Here is an 18,643-nt window from a genome sequence, read left to right on the forward strand (position 1 = left end):
GAGAACGTTCGTCTTGAGGGGCTTCCCAGACGAACCCTTCTGTGGCAGACGGGTTTCCGCGCGTGTTCCGTCGACGGAAGGGCCGCCCTGCGGCTGTGCGACAAAGCGTCCGGAACGCGGTCGCCAGAGGCGGCGCGGGCCTGTCGCGGTGTGGACCGGCCGAGAGGGGCCGGACACGGCGAGGGGCCCGGAAGCACCACTGGAACCCCAGCGGCGCGTTCCGGGCCCGGGACCGCGAGGGGGCGTCAGCTCAGGCGCTCGAAGACGGCGGCCATGCCCTGGCCGCCGCCGACGCACATGGTCTCCAGACCGAAGGTCCGGTCGTGGAAGCGCAGGCCGTTGATCAGCGTGCCGGTGATGCGGGCGCCGGTGCTGCCGAACGGGTGGCCGATCGCGATGGCGCCGCCGTTGACGTTGAGCTGGGAGTCGATGTCGATGCCCAGCTGGTCGGCGGAGGGCAGCACCTGCGCGGCGAAGGCCTCGTTGATCTCGACCAGGTCGATGTCGCCCATGGCCATGTTGGCGCGGGCCAGCGCCTGCCGGGAGGCCTCCACCGGGCCCAGGCCCATGATCTCCGGGCTCAGACCGGTCACGCCGGTGGACACGATGCGGGCCAGCGGGGTGATGCCCAGCTGGGCGGCCTTGGTGTCGCTCATGACGACCACGGCCGAGGCGCCGTCGTTGAGCGGGCAGGCGTTGCCCGCGGTGACGGTGCCGTCGGGGCGGAACACCGGCTTGAGCTCGGAGACCTTCTCGTAGGTGGTGCCGCGGCGGATGCCGTCGTCGGTGCTGACCACGGTGCCGTCGGGCAGGGTCACCGGGGTGATCTCGCGCTCCCAGAAGCCGTTGTCCAGGGACTTCTCGGCGAGGTTCTGCGAGCGCACCGCGAACTCGTCCTGGCGCTGGCGCGAGACGCCGGTGGTCTGGGCGACGTTCTCGGCGGTCTGGCCCATCGCGATGTAGGCGTCGGGAAGGTTGCCGTCCTCGCGCGGGTCGGTCCAGGCCCCGGCGCCGCCCTCGGCGCGCTTGGCGGTGCGGGCCTTGGCGTCGTCGAAGAGCGGGTTCTCGTTGGCGCCGTCGTCGCTGCTGCCGTTGACGAACCGGCTGACGGTCTCCACGCCCGCGGAGACGAAGACGTCGCCCTCGCCCGCCTTGATGGCGTGGTAGGCCATCCGGGTGGTCTGGAGGGAGGAGGAGCAGTAGCGGGTGACCGTGGTGCCCGGGACGGTGTCCAGTCCCAGCTGGACGGCCACGACGCGGGCCATGTTGAAGCCCTGCTCGCCACCGGGCAGGCCGCAGCCGAGCATCAGGTCGTCGATGCTCCGGGGGTCCAGCTCGGGGACCTTGTCCAGCGCCGCGCGGACGATCTGGGTGGTCAGGTCGTCCGGCCGGATGTCCTTGAGCGAGCCCTTGAAGGCGCGGCCGATGGGGGAGCGGGCGGTTGCGACGATGACTGCTTCGGGCATGGCTGCGTCCCTAACGGTTGAGGTGCTGCGTGTGGAGCTGTGGATCCGCAGGGCCGGGCGACCTGCTCCGGCCTCGGTTGTTACTGCCCAGTAAACCCGGCCGGGGCCCCCGCACGCCACCCGGGGTCGGCGTTCAGCCGCCCTCCCCGGAACGGTCGGCGTTCTCGGCCGTGCCCACCTCGGCCGCCCCGTCCGGATGCCCGCGGGCGCCCCGGAGGTGGAACGGGCCCCGGACGAGCGCGGCCCAGCGCCCGCGCGTACCGGGTGTGTTCCCGCTGACCTGGGTGTCCACGCGGGAGACCTCCGTTCCGGGGGTCTGGGCGGCGATCACGGCCGCGCGGTCCACCGGAAGGACGCCGCTGCTGCGCTCGGCGTCGTCCAGCTCGGGCAGCAGTCCCAGGGCGGCGCAGGCCGAGGGCAGGACGGCGAAGGCGGCCTGCGAGTACCCGAGAGCTGACGGATGAAAACGGTCAGGTCCGAACATGGAGCCAGGATCTGTCCGAAAATCGTCGGCCAGGACGTCGCTCATGGAGACCGCGCGGCCTCCGGCCTCGGTGACCGCGATGACCTGGGCGGCGGCGAGCTGGCGGGAGGCGAGGCGGGCCACCGAACGCAGCGGCCAGCCGATGGGCCGGACGGTGCCCAGGTCGGGGCAGGTGCCCACCACCACCTGCGTGCCGTGGCCGACCAGCTGGCGGACGGTCTCGCGGAGCTGGCCGACGGCGTCGTTGGGGCGCACGCGGCGGATGACGTCGTTGGCGCCGACGAAGATGACCGCGAGGTCGTAGCGGGCGGCCTCCCCCAGGGCGCGGGAGCGCTCGATCTGGGCGGCCAGGTTGGCCGAGGTGGTGCCGGGGGAGGCGGTGCAGCGCAGGCGCACGGGGCGCTCGGCCGCCGCCGCGAGCCCCGAGGCCAGGAGGACGCCGGGGGTCTGGTCGGCCCGCTCGACCGCGAACCCGGCGGCGGTGGAGTCGCCCATCATCAGCATGCGGATCGGGGGCCCGGAACCCTCGCCGTAGACGCCGTTGACCACGGGCCTGTCCCAGCGGGGGGAGCCGACCGCGCGCCGGGCCAGCCTGGCCTGGAGGTAGAGGAGCGCGACGGTGCCGCCGCCGACGAGCGTGAGCCCGCCGCCGCCGAACGCGGTGGCAGCGGCGATCCGTCTTGCGCGTGCGGCTCGCAGCATCGGACACCCCCGAGGCTCGGACCCGCCTGCCCTGGGCGGGACGGATACGAGCGAGGTTACCGGTGGGGAACCCCGGAATCACGTACCTGCGCGGTACACAATCCGCGCCCCGGGGTGAGGGGACCGGCATGGGCGGGACAGGGGCGGACGGTGGCTCGACCAGGTCACCGTCGGTGCCCGGCGGGGCAGGCCGTACCGGACGACCCCTCCGGCGGTCCCGCCGCGGGCGGCCCGGCCGCGGTCCTAGCCGACCACGCCGGTCAGCTCGTAGCCCGCCTCCTCGACGGCGGTCCGCACCTCGGCGATGCCGATCTCCCTCTCACTGGTCACCGTGACCCGGTCGCCTTCGACGTCCACCACCACGGCGGTGACGCCCTCGACGCGCTCCAGTTCCTCGGTGACGAAGCCCTCGCAGTGCCCGCAGGCCATGCCGGTGACGGTGTAGGTGCGCGTGGTCACGCCGACACCTCCCGCGCGCCGGACGCCGAGTCGTCCGCCCTCCCGGAGGCGGCCCGGTCCTCCATCCGGGTGAGCATGGTGGCCTCGCGCATCCTGCCGTCGGGGGCGAACCGGCCGAAGAAGTACACGTCGATGACCAGGTCCTTCCGGCCCCGCTGGACGTACAGGGTGTAGCGGGCGGCGAGTCGGTCGCCGTCCGCCATCGCCTCGTGCACCTCCATCCGGGACGTGCCCGGCCTCTTACGCGAGGGGCGCGCGTGGGCGATGAGCCTGTCCCGGTCCATCCGGTGCCCGTCGGCGACCTGCACGACGTCCGGGGTGTGGTAGCGGTCGACGACCGCCGCCAGGTCCTCCTCTCCGTACGCGACCTCCTCCCCGAAGCCGGTGAAGAAGTCGGTGATGAACCGCTGGGGGTCGGTGCCGTCGAACGGAATCACGGTGCTCCCTGTCATGTCGCACGCCTCCGATGCAAGTCTTACAGTCTGTACGATATGCATCGTTCGCCAACTTTGACAAGGCGTAAGAATTGTCTTCCTCTTCCCACCGCCGAGCCGACGCCCGCCGCAGCAGGGCCGCGATCCTGGACGCGGCGGTCCGCCTGCTCGACGAACGCCCCGACGCCAGCGTCGAGAACGTCGCCGCCGCGGCGGGCGTGACCCGCCAGACCGTCTACGCCCACTTCCCGTCCCGGGCGCGGCTGCTGGGGGCGGCCCTGGACCGGGTCACCGAGGAGGCCGTGGCCGCGATGGACGCCGCCGACCTCGACTCCGGGTCCGCCGCGGACGCCCTGCTGCGGCTGGCCGAGGCCAGCTCCCGGGCCGCCGACCGGTATCCACGGCTCATGCGCGCCGTCGGTTCGCACCCGGCGGACCCGGAGGCCGACGCCGAGCGCCACGCGCCGGTCGCCGACCGGCTGGGACGGGTGGTCCGGCGCGGTCAGGGGAGCGGGGAGTTCGACTCCCGGCTCCCCGCCGACTGGCTGGTCGCGGTCGTCGTCGCCCTCGGGCACGCCGCGGCCGCCGAGGCGGACGCGGGGCGGCTGTCCCGGGAGGAGGCGGCCGAAGCGCTCCGCCCCACCCTGCTGCGGGCGCTCGGCCACCGCCCGGCCCAGCCGTCCTCCGAGGGGGACCACCGGTTTCCTGAGGCCGCAGAACCCGCTGGTGGAGACCATTAGAGTCTGAACTGAGACGGGCCGGACCGGCCCAGGGCCCCGGACTCGCCACCGGGGCGAGGACATGGCGGGCCGAAACCCGGTCGCCAAGACGCAGAGGGAGCGCAAGTGCGGGTATACGACTCACTGATCGATCTGGTCGGGGACACTCCGCTCGTCCGTTTGAACAAGGTCACCCAGGTCCTCGGCCCGAACGCCCCGACGGTCCTCGCCAAGGTCGAGTACTTCAACCCGGGCGGCTCGGTCAAGGACCGTATCGCGCTGCGCATGGTCGAGGCCGCCGAGAAGAGCGGCGAGCTCAGGCCGGGCGGCACCATCGTCGAGCCGACCTCGGGCAACACCGGCATCGGCCTGGCCATCGTGGCCCAGGAGAAGGGCTACCGCTGCGTCTTCGTCTGCCCGGACAAGGTCGGCCCGGACAAGCTCTCGGTCCTGCGCGCCTACGGGGCCGAGGTCGTGGTCTGCCCGACCACCGTCGCCCCCGACCACCCCGAGTCCTACTACTCCGTCTCCGACCGGTTGGCCACCGAGATCCCCGGCGCCTGGAAGCCCAACCAGTACGAGAACACGAACAACCCGGAGTCGCACTACCACAGCACCGGTCCCGAGATCTGGGAGCAGACCGAGGGCCGCATCACCCACTTCGTGGCGGGCATCGGCACCGGCGGAACCATCAGCGGCACCGGCCGCTACCTCAAGGAGGTCTCCGGCGGCTCGGTGCGCGTCGTCGGCGCCGACCCCGAGGGCTCGGTCTACTCCGGCGGTTCGGGCCGCCCGTACCTGGTCGAGGGCGTGGGCGAGGACATCTGGCCCGGCACCTACGACACCTCGGTGTGCGACGACATCGTGGCGGTCAGCGACAAGGACTCCTTCCTCATGACCCGGCGCCTGGCCCGTGAGGAGGCCCTGCTGGTCGGCGGCTCCTGCGGCCTGGCCGTCGAGGCGGCCCTGCGCGTGGCCCGGGACGCCGGTCCCGACGACGTCATCGTCGTGCTGCTGCCCGACGGCGGCCGCGGCTACCTCGGCAAGATCTTCAACGACGAGTGGATGGCCGACTACGGCTTCCTGTCCGCCGAGACCGAGGAGGCCACGGCGGGCCAGGTGCTGGCCGCCAAGGGCGGCGAGATGCCCGACTTCGTGCACGCCCATCCGGACGAGACCGTCGGCACGGCCGTGGCCATCATGCGCGAGTACGGCGTCTCCCAGCTGCCGGTGATGAAGGAGGAGCCCCCGGTCATGGCCGCCGAGGTGGTCGGCTCCATCGCCGAGCGCGACCTTCTCGACGCCCTCTTCGACGGCCGCGCCGAGCTGGAGGACCTGGTGGAGACCCACATGGGCAGGCCGCTGGCCACCGTGGGCACCGGCACGCCGGTGAGCGACTGCGTCCGCCTGCTGCGCGGGTCCGGCGCCCTGGTGGTGCTGCGCGACGGCAAGCCGGTGGGCATCCTCACCCGCCAGGACCTGCTGGCCCACCTGTCCGGCTGATCCCGTCCGCGGGAGCCCCCGCGGGGCCGCCACGGGGCCCGGACTGCGCTCGAACCGAGCGCGGTTCGGGCCCCGCTGTGTACCGACCGGACATGTCAGCGCATACTCGAACACTGCTAATGTTCGCGACAGTTACTGGTAGGTAATAAATGGGGGCACGCGTGTCGCGGCTGTTGTCCTGGATTCTCCGCTCCGTCTGGTCGTACGCCCGTACCAAGGCCGAAATCCGTGCCGACTCCAGGGCGGCCCGCAGGTTCGCGCGCTTCGGCACGGGCTCGGCGATCGCCTTCCCCACGGCCACCCTCTACGGCGAGCCCTGGATCGAGATCGGCGTGCACACCGTCCTGGGCGGGGACATGACCCTCGCCGCCGGAATGGGACCCGACTACGACCTGGGCCCCGGGACGGTCGTGCGGATCGGCTCGGGCTGCGCCATCGGGCGCGGCTCGCACATCGTCGCCCACAGGTCCGTCGACATCGGCGACCACGTGTACACCGGCCCCTACGTCTACATCACCGACCAGAACCACGCCTACGGCAACACCGAGATCCCCGTCGGCCTCCAGTGGCCGGTGGACGACCCCGTCAGCATCGGCGACGGCACCTGGATCGGCGCGAACGCGGTGATCCTGCCCGGCGTGCACCTGGGCCGCAACTCGGTCGTGGCCGCAGGCACCGTGGTCCGGCCGGGCACCTACCCCGACCACGCCGTCATCGCGGGCGTGCCCGGGAAGGTCGTGCGCACCCACGACCCCGAACTGGGCTGGGATCCGCCGCTGCGCGAGACCGGCACCCCCACCCGGGTGCCCACCCCCGTCACGGGTCTGCCGCCGGAGGTGCCCGCCGAGCCGCCCCGGCCCGGGTCCTCCACCCGCTTCCCGCCCGCCTAGGGCCGCGCTCCGGTGACCTTCGCGGAAGCGGACCAGGGCGTCCTCCGGCAGCGGGGGCTGCGTGCGGGCCGAAGCGGGGACACCGGAACCCACCCCCGAGGCCGGTCCTCAGGGCCTGCCGTGTGCCCGGAGCCCGCGGGTGCGGCGCACGAACGCCTCGGGAACCCCGCACACGGCCATGCTCCGGCGCAGGAGTTCGAGATCGGCGCCGTGTGCGCCGAGGTGAGCCAGTATCGGGCGGTACCGGTCGGGGCGGTCGCGGAGGAACTCGGTGACCAGACGCAGTTCCAACCGCACGCAGTCGACGCGGTGACCTTCGAGGTCCACGGTGACGTGGTGCCGCCAGGGGCCGGGGCCCTTGCACTCCCACCCGTACTCGTCGCAGGGCTGCTCGACCGTGCTGAAGCTGAACCCGACGCCGTCCAGGCTGTAGCAGGCGAAGTACTGCCGGGACGGTTCGGTCCATCTCGGCGCGGCCACGCACGCCAGACCCGCCAGCGCTTCGGCGACGGCGTCGACGTCCTCGCGCCGGGAGAGGAGGAGGTCGACGTCCCCTACCGACAGGTCGACTCCCTGGAGGCACGCCGCCGCGGTGCCGACAAGCCGGTGGCGCAGTGCGGGGACGACGGGTCTGATCAGGTCGAATCCTGTGCGCAGCACCGCTTCCAGGTCTCGGAGATCGCGCAGTGGTCGGGTTCGGTTCGCGTCCATGCTCGACAGGATGGCCGAAGGGTCCGACATCGCACACCTTCGCCGTCGAGCCGTCCGGTCCGAGGGAGCGGCGGCGTACAGCCCTTCCGGGTGCGCCGGTCGCCTGACCGCCGACCCGGACGGACACGCACCGCGCGGTGCGGACCCGGTCCGCGGCACCGCGGACACCGCCTGTGGAAAACGCGATCGGTGAGGTCAGCGGGCACTAAGGTGGCCCTATGAAGTTCGACGGGTTTGAAACGCTGGCCATCCACGCGGGGCAGGAGCCGGACGCCGGGACCGGGTCCGTGGTGGTGCCGATCTACCAGACGAGCACCTACGCCCAGGACGGCGTGGGCGGTCTGCGCCAGGGCTACGAGTACTCGCGCACCGGCAACCCCACGCGCGCCGCCCTGGAGGAGTGCCTGGCCGCCCTGGAGTCCGGGGTGCGTGGCCTGGCCTTCGCCTCCGGCATGGCCGCCGAGGACACCCTGCTGCGCACGGTCCTCTCGCCCGGCGACCACCTGATCATCCCCGGCGACGCCTACGGGGGTACCTTCCGCCTGGTCTCCAAGGTGGTCGAGCGGTGGGGCGTGCAGTGGGACGCGGTCGACCAGTCCGACCCCGAGGCCGTGCGCGCGGCCGTGCGGCCCAACACCAGGGTGGTGTGGACCGAGACCCCCACCAACCCCCTGCTCAACATCACCGACATCGAGGCCGTCGCGCAGATCGCGCACGACGCCGGCGCCCTGCACGTGGTCGACAACACCTTCGCCTCGTCCTACCTCCAGCAGCCGCTGACGCTGGGCGCGGACGTGGTCGTGCACTCCACCACCAAGTACCTGGGCGGGCACTCCGACGTGGTCGGGGGAGCGCTGGTGGTCTCCGACGCCGAACTGGGCGAGCGGCTGGCCTTCCACCAGAACACCATGGGCGCCATCCCGGGGCCGTTCGACTCCTGGCTGACCCTGCGCGGGGTGAAGACCCTGGGCGTGCGCATGGACCGCCACAGCGCCAACGCCGAGAAGGTCGTGGCCGCGCTGGAGGGCCACCCCGCGGTGCGCCGGGTGTTCTACCCCGGGTTGGACGGTCACCCGGGGCACAAGACCGCCGAAAGGCAGATGAGAGCCTTCGGCGGCATGGTCTCCTTCGCTCTGCGCGACGGGGAGAAGGCGGCGCTCGCTCTGTGCGAGCGCACCGAGGTCTTCACCCTCGGCGAGTCCCTGGGCGGGGTGGAGTCCCTGATCGAGCACCCGGGGCGGATGACGCACGCGTCCACCGCGGGTTCTCCCCTGGAGGTCCCGGCCGACCTGGTGCGGATCTCCGTGGGCATCGAGTCCGCCGACGACCTCGTGGCGGACCTGCTCCAGGCCCTGGAGGGCTAGGAGGGGGCGTCGTGCGGATCGGCTCGCGCCGGTCCGCGTCGGCGGTCTCGGTCGCCTCGGCTCCGTGGTCGGGGAGGGGGAGTCAGGGTTCTCGGGGGACGGGGGTGCCGGGACGGTCCGCGCCGCGGCTCCGTCGCCGCGGCGTTCGTCTCACCGTTCCCCGTTCAGACCGCGGTGGGCGTGCGGTCCGTGGAGGGAGCGGCGGCCGGGTGCTCCCCGTCGCGGAAGCGCAGCCCCACCACGAGGCTCCCGGTACGGGAGAGGGGGGTGCCCCCGTCGTCCCTGCGCAGGGAGCGGTAGGTGCCCCGGCGGTCCTGTCGGCGGATGCCGATGGAGACGGCGAGGAAGAACCCCGCGGCCAGGCCCAGGAGTACGACTCCGACGAGGGCGATAACGATGTGGATCATGGTGTTCTCCTCGGGGGGAAGTTCCTATCTGTCTCCTGCGTGCCCTCCTCCGGAGAGGGGGGACGCCGAGCGGTGTCTCACCGTCGTGTCTTCCTTTGCGGTGTCGCGGGGGTCAGGCGCCTGGGTCGAAGGTGGGGGCCGTCGATTCTCGCCCTCGGGGGTGTCCTTTCGGCGGCGGTGCCGTGTACTGAGGGTGGCCTTCGCTTAAGATGGGTTCATGTTGACCGGATGGACCTGATCTCCTGGTGTTCCGATCATCTTGTTGGTACAAGCTAGGTTGTTGGTTTCATACCCCGGCTAGGACTGATATATGCGGGCCGAAAGCAGATATCGACAGATCGCCCGAACCCTGCGGCGCGAGATCCAGGAGGGCTCCCTGCCCCGGGGCGGACAGCTGCCGTCGGAGAAGCAGCTGGAGGAGCGCTTCGAGGCGTCCCGCAACACGATCCGGCTGGCCCTGGGCATGCTGCGCAACCAGGGGCTGATCGTCAGCCGCCCCGGACGCGGGCACTACGTCCAGGACGTCGTCCCCGAGACCTTCCACGCCAACCGCGGCGGCCCCGAGGGCCTCAACGAGTCCGGTATGACCGGGCAGGTCCTGGAGGAGCTCCAGCTCCTCAGCGCCACCCCCGACATCGCCAGCCGCCTACGCGTCCCCGAGGGCGACATGACGGTCGTCCGCCGGATGTACCGGTTCTCCGGGGAGGTCTCGGCCTCCGTCAGCACCGCCTACTACCCCATGGACCTCGTCGAGGGCACCCCGCTCATGCTGCCCGAGGACGTGGAGAGCGCCCTGTCGGTGCTGGCCGAGTACGGACAGCGCCAGGCCGGGTTCGTCGACGAGCTGGAGACGCGCATGCCCACCCCGCAGGAGGCGGGTCAGCTCGAACTCCCGCCGGGGGTCCCGGTGCTGACCGTCCACCGGACCGACCTGTCCGAGGAGCGCCCCCTCCGGCTCGTGTACACCGTCTACGCGGGCCACAGCATCCGCTACCAGTACGAACACGGCAACTTGAACGCCTACCACCGGGACTGAGTACACGCATGAGCACGTCGAGGAAGACGGTCGTCGCCGACCACCTGCGCGAGGCGCTGGCCAGGGGCGACTACAAGCCGGGCGAGCGGCTGCCGGGGGAGGAGGAGATCGCCGAGCAGCTCGACGTCTCCCGCGCCACCGCCCGCTTGGGCATGCGCATCCTCCAGGACGAGGGGCGCGTCGCCATCCAGCCCGGACGGGGCGCCTTCGTCGCCGACCACCGGCCCATCGTCCACCTGGCCACCCCCGTCACGGGCGGCGGCGACTCCGAGCGTTTCGAGGCGGGCTACCAGCCCCACCTGCGCGAGGCCGGATACGACCAGGTCCAGGAGAAGATCAAGGTCAGCCTGGACACCATGCGACCCAAGGTGGCCAAGCGGCTGCGCAGCGACGGAGCCGAGAGCGGCCCGCACGGGGACCTGGTCGTCATCCGCGCCTCCGACCGGTTCGTCGACGGCGGCCTGTGGCAGTCCCAGGTGACCTACTTCCCGTACGGCATCGCCAGCAACACCCCGCTCATGTCCCCCGAACGCCTGGAGGAGGGCGTCACCGCCGTCCTGCGGTCGCTGGGGCACCGGGAGGAGTGGAACTGGGACATCGTCGGCGCCCGGATGCCCTCCCAGGACGAGGCGGTCTCCTTCGGACTGGGGCCGGGCATCCCGCTGCTGGTGCAGGAGCGGGTGGTCTACGAGGGCATGCGCCCGCTGCGGTTCACCGAGACGGTCATGCCCGCCAATCGGCACCAGTTGCTCTACTCCGGCGGCGGCGCCCCGGAGGAGCTGCTGGTGCTGGCCTCGGACGTCAGCATCTTCGAGCGCTGACCCGCTGACCCGTTTGCCCGCTGGCAGCCCGTGCGGAGCCCGAAGCCGACCGCGTCGGCTCTCCGGCCCGCCCGTGCCCGGATCAGCGCAGGTAGCGGTCCACCACCAGCGGCCCCAGCTCCCCGGCTCCGGCGTGCACCACCCGCGCCCCGCGCCGCCGCTCCACCAGCTCCTGGAAGGCGCGCAGCCGTGGATCGTCCGCCAGCAGGAAGAAGGTCACCTCCGCGCCCTCGCGCAGTACGGCGTCCAGTTCGGCGAAGGTCAGCTCCACCGTACGGGGCGCCGGAGGCCAGGAGAACCGGGTGTCGCCGTCCTCGCCCAGGTGCGCGGTGGGCTCTCCGTCGGTGACGACCAGCACCTGCGGGCGCAGGCCTCCGTGGCGCCGCAGGTGGGCGCGGGCCAGCCTCAGCGCGTGGTGCAGGTTCGTCCCGGGGACGCGGCGCCAGTCGTGCGCGACCAGCGCGGCGGGGGTGAGCTCGCGCGCCCGCTCCCCGAAGCCGACCAGGTGCAGCCGGTCCTGCGGGCGGCGCGTGGACACCAGTGTGTGCAGGGCCAGCGCGGTCCGGGTGGCGGCCTCGTGCAGCGACCGGGTCACCATCGAGTGGGACAGGTCCACCAGCAGGGACACGGCGGCGGTCTCCGAGGGCTCCGCCCCGGCCACCCGCACGTCCTCGGCCCGCAGCGCCACGCCGCGCTCTCCGGGGCGGGCCCGGCGCAGGGCCGCCTCGCGCACGGTCGCGACCGCGTCCAACGGCCGGTCGCCGTCCTCGTCGCGGGGCAGGGAGAGGCCCGTGGGCTCCCCGCCGGGCGCGGTGCCGCCCCGGTGCGCACCACCGGGCCCGCCGTGCCCGCGTCGGGAGGCCTCTACCTCGCGCAGCGCCACCTCGCCCAGGCGGCGCAGCTCGCGCGGGCTCAGACCGTGGTCGGCCCGGTCCAGGCGGTCCAGGGCCTGCCCGGCCTCCCCGCCCAGCAGGCCCAGCAGGCGGCCCAGGGCGGTGACGTCCGCATCGCCGAGGGCCGCGCGGTCGCCGTCGGCGTACCGGGACAGGACCTTCTCCAGGGCGGACAGCCGCCGCCGGTCCTCCTCGGCCAGAACCCCCGGATCGGTCGCGGATTCCTCCCCCAGGACCTCCGGGCCGGTCGCCGAATCCTCCGGGCCGGTCGCGGAACCCGCCTTGGGGCCCTCCGAGGAGGTGGCGGAATCCGCCTCCAGGGCCGAGGTGACCAGCACCAGCAGTTCACGCGCCGCCGCCACGGCCTCCTCGGGCGGCGGGTCGGGCTCGGCCAGCGGGTCGGGGCCGCCCATGTACGCCCGGTACCGGAACCTCACAGGCGTCCGCCTCCTTCTCGCCTCGCACACACGCGCCGCTCGCCTCGCACACACACCGCTCGCCTCGCACACACGCACCGGCTACCTTCCCGATTCGGGGACCGGCAGTCCTGTCCGGGCGCGCCGACCACCGAGCCTGTCCTGTCCACGGCGGGGAGCCGGTACGCGGGCGTCCCCGGAGACCACCGCCTAGAAGCGGTAGACCCCTCCGTCGGGAAGCGCGTCCTTGGACAGACGGCGCTCCAGGTACAGACCCTCCAACGCGAACTCCACCACCGCGGCGGCCAGCCCCGGGGTCGGCGGGCCGTCCTCGTCCTCGGGTGCCGCGTGTCCGATCATCGCCGCGAGCCCCGGCACCGTGCCCACCCGCCGCAGCAGCTCGGCGGCGCCCACCAGGTCCCCGGTCTCCACCGTGCCGCCGCCCGAGAAGCGGTCAGCGAGCCCGGACAGATCCGCCGTTCCCAGGCGTTCGCGGAACACCTCCGCCACCGCCCGGCGTAGCAGCGCGTGCAGGATCTCCGCCTCGCGACCCTCGGAGCCCATCTCGAACTCGACCTTGCCGAGCAGCGGCTCCACCGCGGCGGGCAGGTCGCACACCCGGGCCACCGGGACCTCCTCGCCGGTCAGGGCCGCCCGGCGCAGCGCCGACGCCGCCACCGTCTCGGCCGCCGACACCGAGAAGCGCACCGACACCCCCGAGCGGGCGTCCACCTTCTTGGAGGCGCGGACCAGCCGGGTGAAACGCGCCACGGCCTCCAACAGGTGCGAGGGCACCGTCGTGCCCTCGGGCAGCGCCGCCTCCTGCCGGACGAGCGCCAGCTCGTCCGGCAGGGTCAACGGGTAGTGGGTGCGCACCTGCGCGCCGAAGCGGTCCTTGAGCGGGGTGACGATCCGCCCCCGGCTCGTGTAGTCCTCCGGGTTCGCGCTCGCCACCAGCAGCAGGTCCAACGGCAGCCGCAGACTGTAGCCGCGCACCTGGAGGTCGCGCTCCTCCAACACGTTGAACAGCGCCACCTGGGCGCGTGCGGGCAGGTCGGGCAGCTCGTTGACGCAGAACACACCCCGGTTGGCGCGCGGCACCAGGCCGTAGTGGATGGTCTCGGGGTCGCCGAGGGAGCGCCCCTGCGCCAGCCGCGCCGGGTCCACGTCGCCGACCAGCTCGCCCACCCCGGTGTCGGGTGTGCCCAGCTTCTCGCCGTAGCGCTCCCCGCGGTGTCGCCACACGACCGGCAGGCCGTCGCCCTCCTCCGTCGAACGGCGCACACAGGTCGGACAGACCGGCGCGTAGGGGTGGTCGTTGACCGGGCACCCGGCCACCGCCGGCGACCACTCGTCCAGCAGGGTCGCCAGGGTGCGGATCAGCCGGGTCTTGCCCTGGCCGCGCTCGCCCAGCAGGACGATGTCGTGCCCGGCCAGCAGGGCCCGCTCCACCTGCGGCAGCACGGTGGCGTCGAACCCGCGCACCCCGGGGAACCGGGGCTGTCCCGAGCCCATCCGCCGCAGCAGGTTCTCCCGCACCTCGGCGGCGACCGGCCGGTGGACGTGCCCGGACTCGCGCAGGTCCGCGCGGGTGCGCGGGAGCGGGGGCGGAACGGGGAAGGGGGGTTCGGGAAGGGCGCTCACCCCACGAACTTATCCACAGCCGTCAAGGAGCGCCTGGTTTCCGGGATTGGCGTGCTGTTTCCTGGATAAAGGGGGCCCAGGGACTCCGACCGCATCGTGCTGCCCGCACACCGCGCCGCTGTCGGAGTCCGTGTTCGTTCACCGGAAAACCTCCTGTTCGACGCCGAGGTGGAAGAATGGGACGTGACGGTGGAGTCCTGTGTCCGGCCGCGACGGCCGGCGAAACCGGGGGTGGCAGCTGGTGGCACGGTTCGGCGATGCACTGACGACGGGGGCGGACCTCGTGAACGCGGCCGAGCGCGCCGTACTGAGCGCCCTGGAACAGGTGGACGGGCCCACCGACCTGGTGTGCTTCTTCGTCTGCGGCGCCGATCCCGAGGAGGTCACCCTCGCGGGCAAGCGTGTCATGGAGCTGGCAGGCGACGCGGCCACCCTCGGATGCAGTTCCACCGGGGTCATCGGCGGCGGCCGCAGCGTCGAGGGCCAGGGCTCGGTCAGCGTGTGGTGCGCCGGACTGCCCGGCGTGGAGATCACCCCGTTCCGGCTGGACACCGTGGTCGAGGACGACCACCTGGCCGTCGTCGGCATGCAGGAGCCCGGTCCACGCGACAGCGTGGCCATCCTGCTCACCAACCCCTACGAGTTCCCCACCCAGGCCTTCGTCCGCGAGTCCACCGAGGCCCTCGGCGGTCTGCCCCTCGTCGGCGGCATGGCCGACGGCATGCGCGGCGAGGAGTCCGTGCGGCTCTTCTGCGACGGCGAGGTGGCCGAGCACGGCGCCATCGGCGTCCTCATCGGCGGCGAGAACGTCCTCGGCACCGTCGTGAGCCAGGGCTGCCGCCCCATCGGCTCGCCCATGACCGTCACCAAGGCCGAGGGCAACCTCCTGCTCGAACTCGCGGGCACCAACGCCTACGAGAAGCTGGAGGAGCTGGTCGAGTCCCTCTCCGAGGAGGACCGCGAGCTCGCCGAGCACGGCCTGCACATCGGCATCGCCATGGACGAGTACGTCGACCGCCACGAACAGGGCGACTTCCTCGTCCGCACCCTGGCCGGAGCCGACCCCGAGCTCGGCGCCCTCACCATCGACGACATGGTCGAGGTCGGCCAGACCGTCCGCTTCCAGGTACGCGACGCCGGTACCGCAGACGAGGACCTGGCCCGCCGCCTCAGCGACTTCGGCGCCGAGCACCCCGTCGGCGCCGGTCTGCTCTTCTCCTGCAACGGCCGCGGATCCTCCCTCTTCCCGCAGTCCGACCACGACGTCCTGGCCGTCCACCGCGTCCTCGGCGTCGACGCCGTCGCCGGGTTCTTCGCCGCGGGGGAGATCGGTCCGGTCGGCGGGGTCAACCACGTGCACGGGTTCACCGCCTGCCTGCTGGCCTTCGCCTAGAACGCCGCTCCCCGCACCCGTCACGGGGCGGGTGCGGGGGCCTGCCGGGTCCGTGTCCGCCGCCACCGGAGTCGGGCCGCGCCCACCTCCGGAGCAGACTCCGCCGTGCTCCCAAGTCGGACTTCTTCCGCCATAACCCCGACACCCGACACGGGCTGCTTGAGTGCGTTCGCGTCAGGTTGCTTACTGGGAGTGTCCATCCTGGTGACTCCACGTGTTTGGCAGGGCGGGAATGTCCCACACAAGGCGCGGGCGCGCCACCAGCACCGCGAAGACCCTGGCGTCCCTGGGTGCTCTCGTCCTCCTCACGCCCCTGACCCCGGCTCCGGCGCTCGCGGAGGACGGTTGGCTGCGACAGGAGCCGGGCTCCGCCGACCGGATCGGCCTGGTCCTGGAGTCCGGAACGCTGCGCCTGGACGGCGACGCGGGCCACGGGCCCGGCATCGTGGCCCGGTGGGGGACGGCGCCCCGGCGCAGCGGCCTGGCGGTCTTTCCCCCGCAGCCGCTGGACGCCCCGGCCGACACCGTGGACGTGCGGGTGCGGACGGACGGCGGCCCCGGTGAGGTGGACACCGAGCTGCGCGGTGGCCGGACCGGCGGGGCGTGGACCGAGTGGCACCCCGTCGGAGGCGGGCGGGTGACGCTGCCGCACGAGGTCGCGCGGGTGCAGCTGCGGGTGCGGGTCAGCGGGGAGGAGACCGAACTCACGGACCTGCGGATCCGCCCGCTGGAGGAGGACGGGGAGCCGCCGCAGGACGGCGGTGCCGGCGAGCCCGACGACCACGTCGACCACACCGAACCGTTCTCGGCCACCCTCTTCGCCACCCGTATCGGCCTGGTCGGCAACACCACCGCCAACGGCCACAGGATCCGCGAGAACGACCACTTCGCCGCCCTGCCCTCGCGCCGGGGCCTGGCGGTCCGGGGCGGTGGCGAGTACACCGTTCGGGTGTGCACCACCGGCGCCCTGGGACCCGAGGGGCGGGGCGACACCGAGAACCACCGGCCGCGCTGCGCCTACCTGCCGGTGTGGGACGTGGGGCCCTGGAACACCAGGGACGACCACTGGAACGCCGAACGCGAGTCCTGGCCCGACCTGGCACGCGGGCGCCCGCAGGCGCAGGCGGCCTACACGCTGGGGCACAACGGCGGTCTCGACGGGTTCGGGCACCGGGTGCGCAACCCGGCGGGTATCGACCTGGCCGACGGAGCGTTCCGGCAGGGGCTGGAACTGCCCACCAACGGATGGGTGCGGGTCGACTACCTGTGGACCGGCGAGTACCGGAGGCGCGCGCGGATCACCGCGGCCGACCAGCGGCACCCCGTGGTCGTGCGCGGAGGTCCGGGGCTGGAGCACGAGCCGGTGGGCCTGGCCGCGCACAGCGCCGACGTCGACGTGGCCTGCCAGGCCGTCGGCGACGTGGTGGCGGGGACGTTCGGGACGAGTCGCGCCTGGTACCGGATCGGGGAGGGCGACTACGTCCCGGCCGTGTTCGCCGACGGCGGGACAGGCGCCCCGGCCTGCGCGGAACCGTGAGGCGGGGGTGTGGGGCGCGGGACGGAGCGTCGGCGGTGTGCGGGCAGCACGAGACGGGCGGGGTGGGGACCCCCCCTTTACCACGCTAGGCTGCGGCGGACCCGCGTCGGAAGGGGGAGTTCCCGTCTGTGGACAACCCGGTGGCGGACGGCTCAGGTGCGGATGACCACGGTCCCGGCGACCCGGTCGTGCAGGGCGCGGCTCTCGTCGCCGAGCGCCGCCATGGACTCGGCCAGCGTGAAGATGTGGCCCACGACCGGCAGGGACTGCGGGAGGCCGAAGAACGCGGAGCGGCCCATCGCCTGCCCCTGGCTGAGCCTGCCGCCGTCGGCGGCGCTGACCACCTTGATCCCGAGCATCATCTTGCCGAGCGTGCGCCCCCAGGTGACCAGGTACAGCCAGTCGTAGAAGAACAGCAGCAGACCCCACCCGAACACGAACAGCAGGGCCCACAGCGCGCCCTCGGCGTCGGTGGCCTGCTCGCTGCCGGTCAGGATCACCGTCACGATGGCCATGAGGACGAAGAACACGAACGCGGCGATCACCACGAGGACGTAGTCGATGACGCGGGCGGTCAGGCGGCGGCCGAACGTGGCCTTCTCCTGTACCGGACCCGGCACCGGTCCCGGGAACACGCCCGGTCCCGGGAACACGCCCTGTCCCGGTCCTCCCCGCCCCGGCACGCCCTGAGCGGGCAGGCCCTGCCCCGGCATGCCCCATCCGGCACCGGGAGGGGGAGCGCCCTGGCCGGGCGCGGGGCCGCTGGGACCCCATCCTCCACTCGGGGGCGGGTACGCACCGGGACGGGGTTCCTGGGGATTCCAGTAGGGCGAGGACATGTCGGCAGGGGATCCCTCGGTTCGTCGGATCGGCGGCCTGGGGAAGCCGCCGCGGGAGTGTGCTTCGAGGTTACGACGTGGGGGACCCTCCGGAGGATCCCTCGTCGGGATCCCCGATCCGGGCGCGGGCGCGCGGGTCTCCCCGGCCCCGACCCGGGCGCCAGGATCCCGGTCCGGGCGCGGAGGCGGCCAACGTCCGCCCCGCACACGGAGGGGGCGCCCCGGTGAGGGGCGCCCCCAAAGCGGCGGGGGCGGTCGGACACCGCCCCCGTGATCGCCGAACCGCTGCTACATGCCGGTGTAGGGCACGGCGTCGATGATCTCGACCCCCAGGCTCTTGCCGTTGGGCAGCGTGTAGCTGACGTTCTCCCCCACGCGCTTGCCGTTGATGGCGGAGCCCAGCGGCGACTTCGGGGAGTACACGTCGATGGGAGAGCCGCTCTCCTCGCGGGATGCGAGCAGGAAGGTGACCTCGTCGTCGTCCCCGTCGAACTTGACGGTGACGGTCATGCCGGGGCCGACCACGCCCTCGGTGTGGGGCGCTTCGCCGACCCGCGCGGTGCGCAGGATCTCGGTGAGCTGAAGGATGCGGGCCTCCATCTTGCCCTGCTCCTCCTTGGCGGCGTGGTAGCCGCCGTTCTCCTTGAGGTCGCCCTCTTCCCGGGCTGACTCGATCTTCTCCGCGATCTCGATGCGCCCACTCCCCGACAGGTGGTCCAGCTCGGACTTGAGCCGGTCGTACGCCTCCTGGGTGAGCCAGGTGACGTTGTCATCGCGGGTCTGGGTCACGGGAACTCCTTGTGTACTAGTAGCAAAGGCCACCAGGCGGCCAGAGCTGAACTTACGAGAATATCACCGTGCGTCGTGACACACGGGCTCCCGTGGTTCGGCGGTGCCTCCGGAGCCGGGCTAAGGGGCTCGGTGG

General features: G+C 72.8%; 18 protein-coding genes. 8 read left to right on the top strand and 10 right to left on the bottom strand.

The features are described 5' to 3' along the window. Positions 1-245: 245 nt before the first annotated feature. The 4 genes from ACSIH6_RS28535 to ACSIH6_RS28550 form a co-directional block, all read right to left on the bottom strand. Positions 246-1,466, bottom strand: a complete 1,221-nt coding sequence (locus ACSIH6_RS28535; RefSeq protein WP_435111428.1) for an acetyl-CoA C-acetyltransferase — start codon at positions 1,464-1,466, stop codon at positions 246-248. 133 nt (positions 1,467-1,599) lie between these two features. Then, positions 1,600-2,652, bottom strand: coding sequence for an SGNH/GDSL hydrolase family protein (locus ACSIH6_RS28540; RefSeq protein ID WP_435111429.1), 1,053 nt, complete (start codon positions 2,650-2,652; stop codon positions 1,600-1,602). A gap of 243 nt (positions 2,653-2,895) precedes the next feature. Further along, positions 2,896-3,111, bottom strand: coding sequence for a heavy-metal-associated domain-containing protein (locus ACSIH6_RS28545; protein WP_435111430.1), 216 nt, complete (start codon positions 3,109-3,111; stop codon positions 2,896-2,898). After that, a complete protein-coding gene (locus ACSIH6_RS28550; RefSeq protein ID WP_435111431.1) occupies positions 3,108-3,563 on the bottom strand; it encodes a nuclear transport factor 2 family protein in 456 nt (151 codons plus the stop codon). Before ACSIH6_RS28550 ends, ACSIH6_RS28545 begins: the two co-directional genes overlap by 4 nt. A 74-nt stretch (positions 3,564-3,637) precedes the next feature. Here ACSIH6_RS28550 and ACSIH6_RS28555 point away from each other — a divergent pair, with 74 nt between their 5' ends. From ACSIH6_RS28555 to ACSIH6_RS28565, 3 genes are all read left to right on the top strand, one after another. Beyond that, entirely contained in the window at positions 3,638-4,285 is a 648-nt protein-coding gene (locus tag ACSIH6_RS28555) for a TetR/AcrR family transcriptional regulator (RefSeq protein WP_435111432.1), read from the top strand. Between the two features lie 105 nt (positions 4,286-4,390). After that, positions 4,391-5,767: a cystathionine beta-synthase gene (locus ACSIH6_RS28560; protein ID WP_435111433.1), complete on the top strand. Its 1,377-nt coding sequence runs from the start codon at positions 4,391-4,393 to the stop codon at positions 5,765-5,767. Between the two features lie 149 nt (positions 5,768-5,916). Then, entirely contained in the window at positions 5,917-6,657 is a 741-nt protein-coding gene (locus ACSIH6_RS28565) for an acyltransferase (RefSeq protein WP_061081713.1), read from the top strand. 108 nt (positions 6,658-6,765) lie between these two features. On the opposite strand, the gene ACSIH6_RS28570 is transcribed toward ACSIH6_RS28565, so the two are convergent. Continuing rightward, entirely contained in the window at positions 6,766-7,368 is a 603-nt protein-coding gene (locus ACSIH6_RS28570; RefSeq protein ID WP_435111434.1) for a hypothetical protein, read from the bottom strand. Positions 7,369-7,586: 218 nt separating this feature from the next. On the opposite strand from ACSIH6_RS28570, the gene ACSIH6_RS28575 reads away from it, so the two are divergent. Next, positions 7,587-8,732: a cystathionine gamma-synthase gene (locus ACSIH6_RS28575; RefSeq protein WP_435111435.1), complete on the top strand. Its 1,146-nt coding sequence runs from the start codon at positions 7,587-7,589 to the stop codon at positions 8,730-8,732. Positions 8,733-8,896: 164 nt separating this feature from the next. Here the strand turns inward: ACSIH6_RS28575 and ACSIH6_RS28580 are convergent, their stop codons facing one another. Continuing rightward, entirely contained in the window at positions 8,897-9,139 is a 243-nt protein-coding gene (locus ACSIH6_RS28580) for a hypothetical protein (RefSeq protein WP_435111436.1), read from the bottom strand. Between the two features lie 310 nt (positions 9,140-9,449). Here ACSIH6_RS28580 and ACSIH6_RS28585 point away from each other — a divergent pair, with 310 nt between their 5' ends. Together ACSIH6_RS28585 and ACSIH6_RS28590 are read left to right on the top strand one after the other, a co-directional pair. Continuing rightward, positions 9,450-10,175: a GntR family transcriptional regulator gene (locus tag ACSIH6_RS28585; protein WP_435111437.1), complete on the top strand. Its 726-nt coding sequence runs from the start codon at positions 9,450-9,452 to the stop codon at positions 10,173-10,175. 8 nt (positions 10,176-10,183) lie between these two features. Continuing rightward, complete coding sequence (locus ACSIH6_RS28590) at positions 10,184-10,996, top strand: GntR family transcriptional regulator (protein WP_435111438.1); 813 nt, start codon at positions 10,184-10,186, stop codon at positions 10,994-10,996. 82 nt (positions 10,997-11,078) lie between these two features. Here the strand turns inward: ACSIH6_RS28590 and ACSIH6_RS28595 are convergent, their stop codons facing one another. Then, the gene (locus ACSIH6_RS28595) at positions 11,079-12,326 is read right to left on the bottom strand and encodes a VWA domain-containing protein (protein WP_435111439.1); all 1,248 of its coding nucleotides are present in this window, start codon (positions 12,324-12,326) and stop codon (positions 11,079-11,081) included. A gap of 189 nt (positions 12,327-12,515) precedes the next feature. Next, on the bottom strand, positions 12,516-13,949 hold the full coding sequence (locus ACSIH6_RS28600; protein ID WP_435111440.1) for a sigma 54-interacting transcriptional regulator: 1,434 nt from the start codon (positions 13,947-13,949) through the stop codon (positions 12,516-12,518). A gap of 241 nt (positions 13,950-14,190) precedes the next feature. On the opposite strand from ACSIH6_RS28600, the gene ACSIH6_RS28605 reads away from it, so the two are divergent. Both ACSIH6_RS28605 and ACSIH6_RS28610 read left to right on the top strand, forming a co-directional pair. Then, positions 14,191-15,342 carry an FIST signal transduction protein gene (locus ACSIH6_RS28605; protein WP_435111441.1) on the top strand — a complete coding sequence of 384 codons (1,152 nt, stop codon included), beginning with the start codon at positions 14,191-14,193 and terminating at the stop codon, positions 15,340-15,342. A 232-nt stretch (positions 15,343-15,574) separates the two neighbouring features. Further along, a complete protein-coding gene (locus tag ACSIH6_RS28610) occupies positions 15,575-16,879 on the top strand; it encodes a DUF8814 domain-containing protein (protein ID WP_435111442.1) in 1,305 nt (434 codons plus the stop codon). 152 nt (positions 16,880-17,031) lie between these two features. On the opposite strand, the gene ACSIH6_RS28615 is transcribed toward ACSIH6_RS28610, so the two are convergent. Together ACSIH6_RS28615 and greA are read right to left on the bottom strand one after the other, a co-directional pair. Next, on the bottom strand, positions 17,032-17,592 hold the full coding sequence (locus ACSIH6_RS28615; RefSeq protein WP_435111443.1) for an RDD family protein: 561 nt from the start codon (positions 17,590-17,592) through the stop codon (positions 17,032-17,034). 414 nt (positions 17,593-18,006) lie between these two features. Next, the gene (gene greA / locus ACSIH6_RS28620) at positions 18,007-18,507 is read right to left on the bottom strand and encodes a transcription elongation factor GreA (RefSeq protein ID WP_017568294.1); all 501 of its coding nucleotides are present in this window, start codon (positions 18,505-18,507) and stop codon (positions 18,007-18,009) included. Positions 18,508-18,643 lie beyond the last annotated feature (136 nt).

This window comes from Nocardiopsis synnemataformans (assembly GCF_965343085.1).
Classification (GTDB): Bacteria; Actinomycetota; Actinomycetes; order Streptosporangiales; family Streptosporangiaceae; genus Nocardiopsis; species Nocardiopsis alborubida.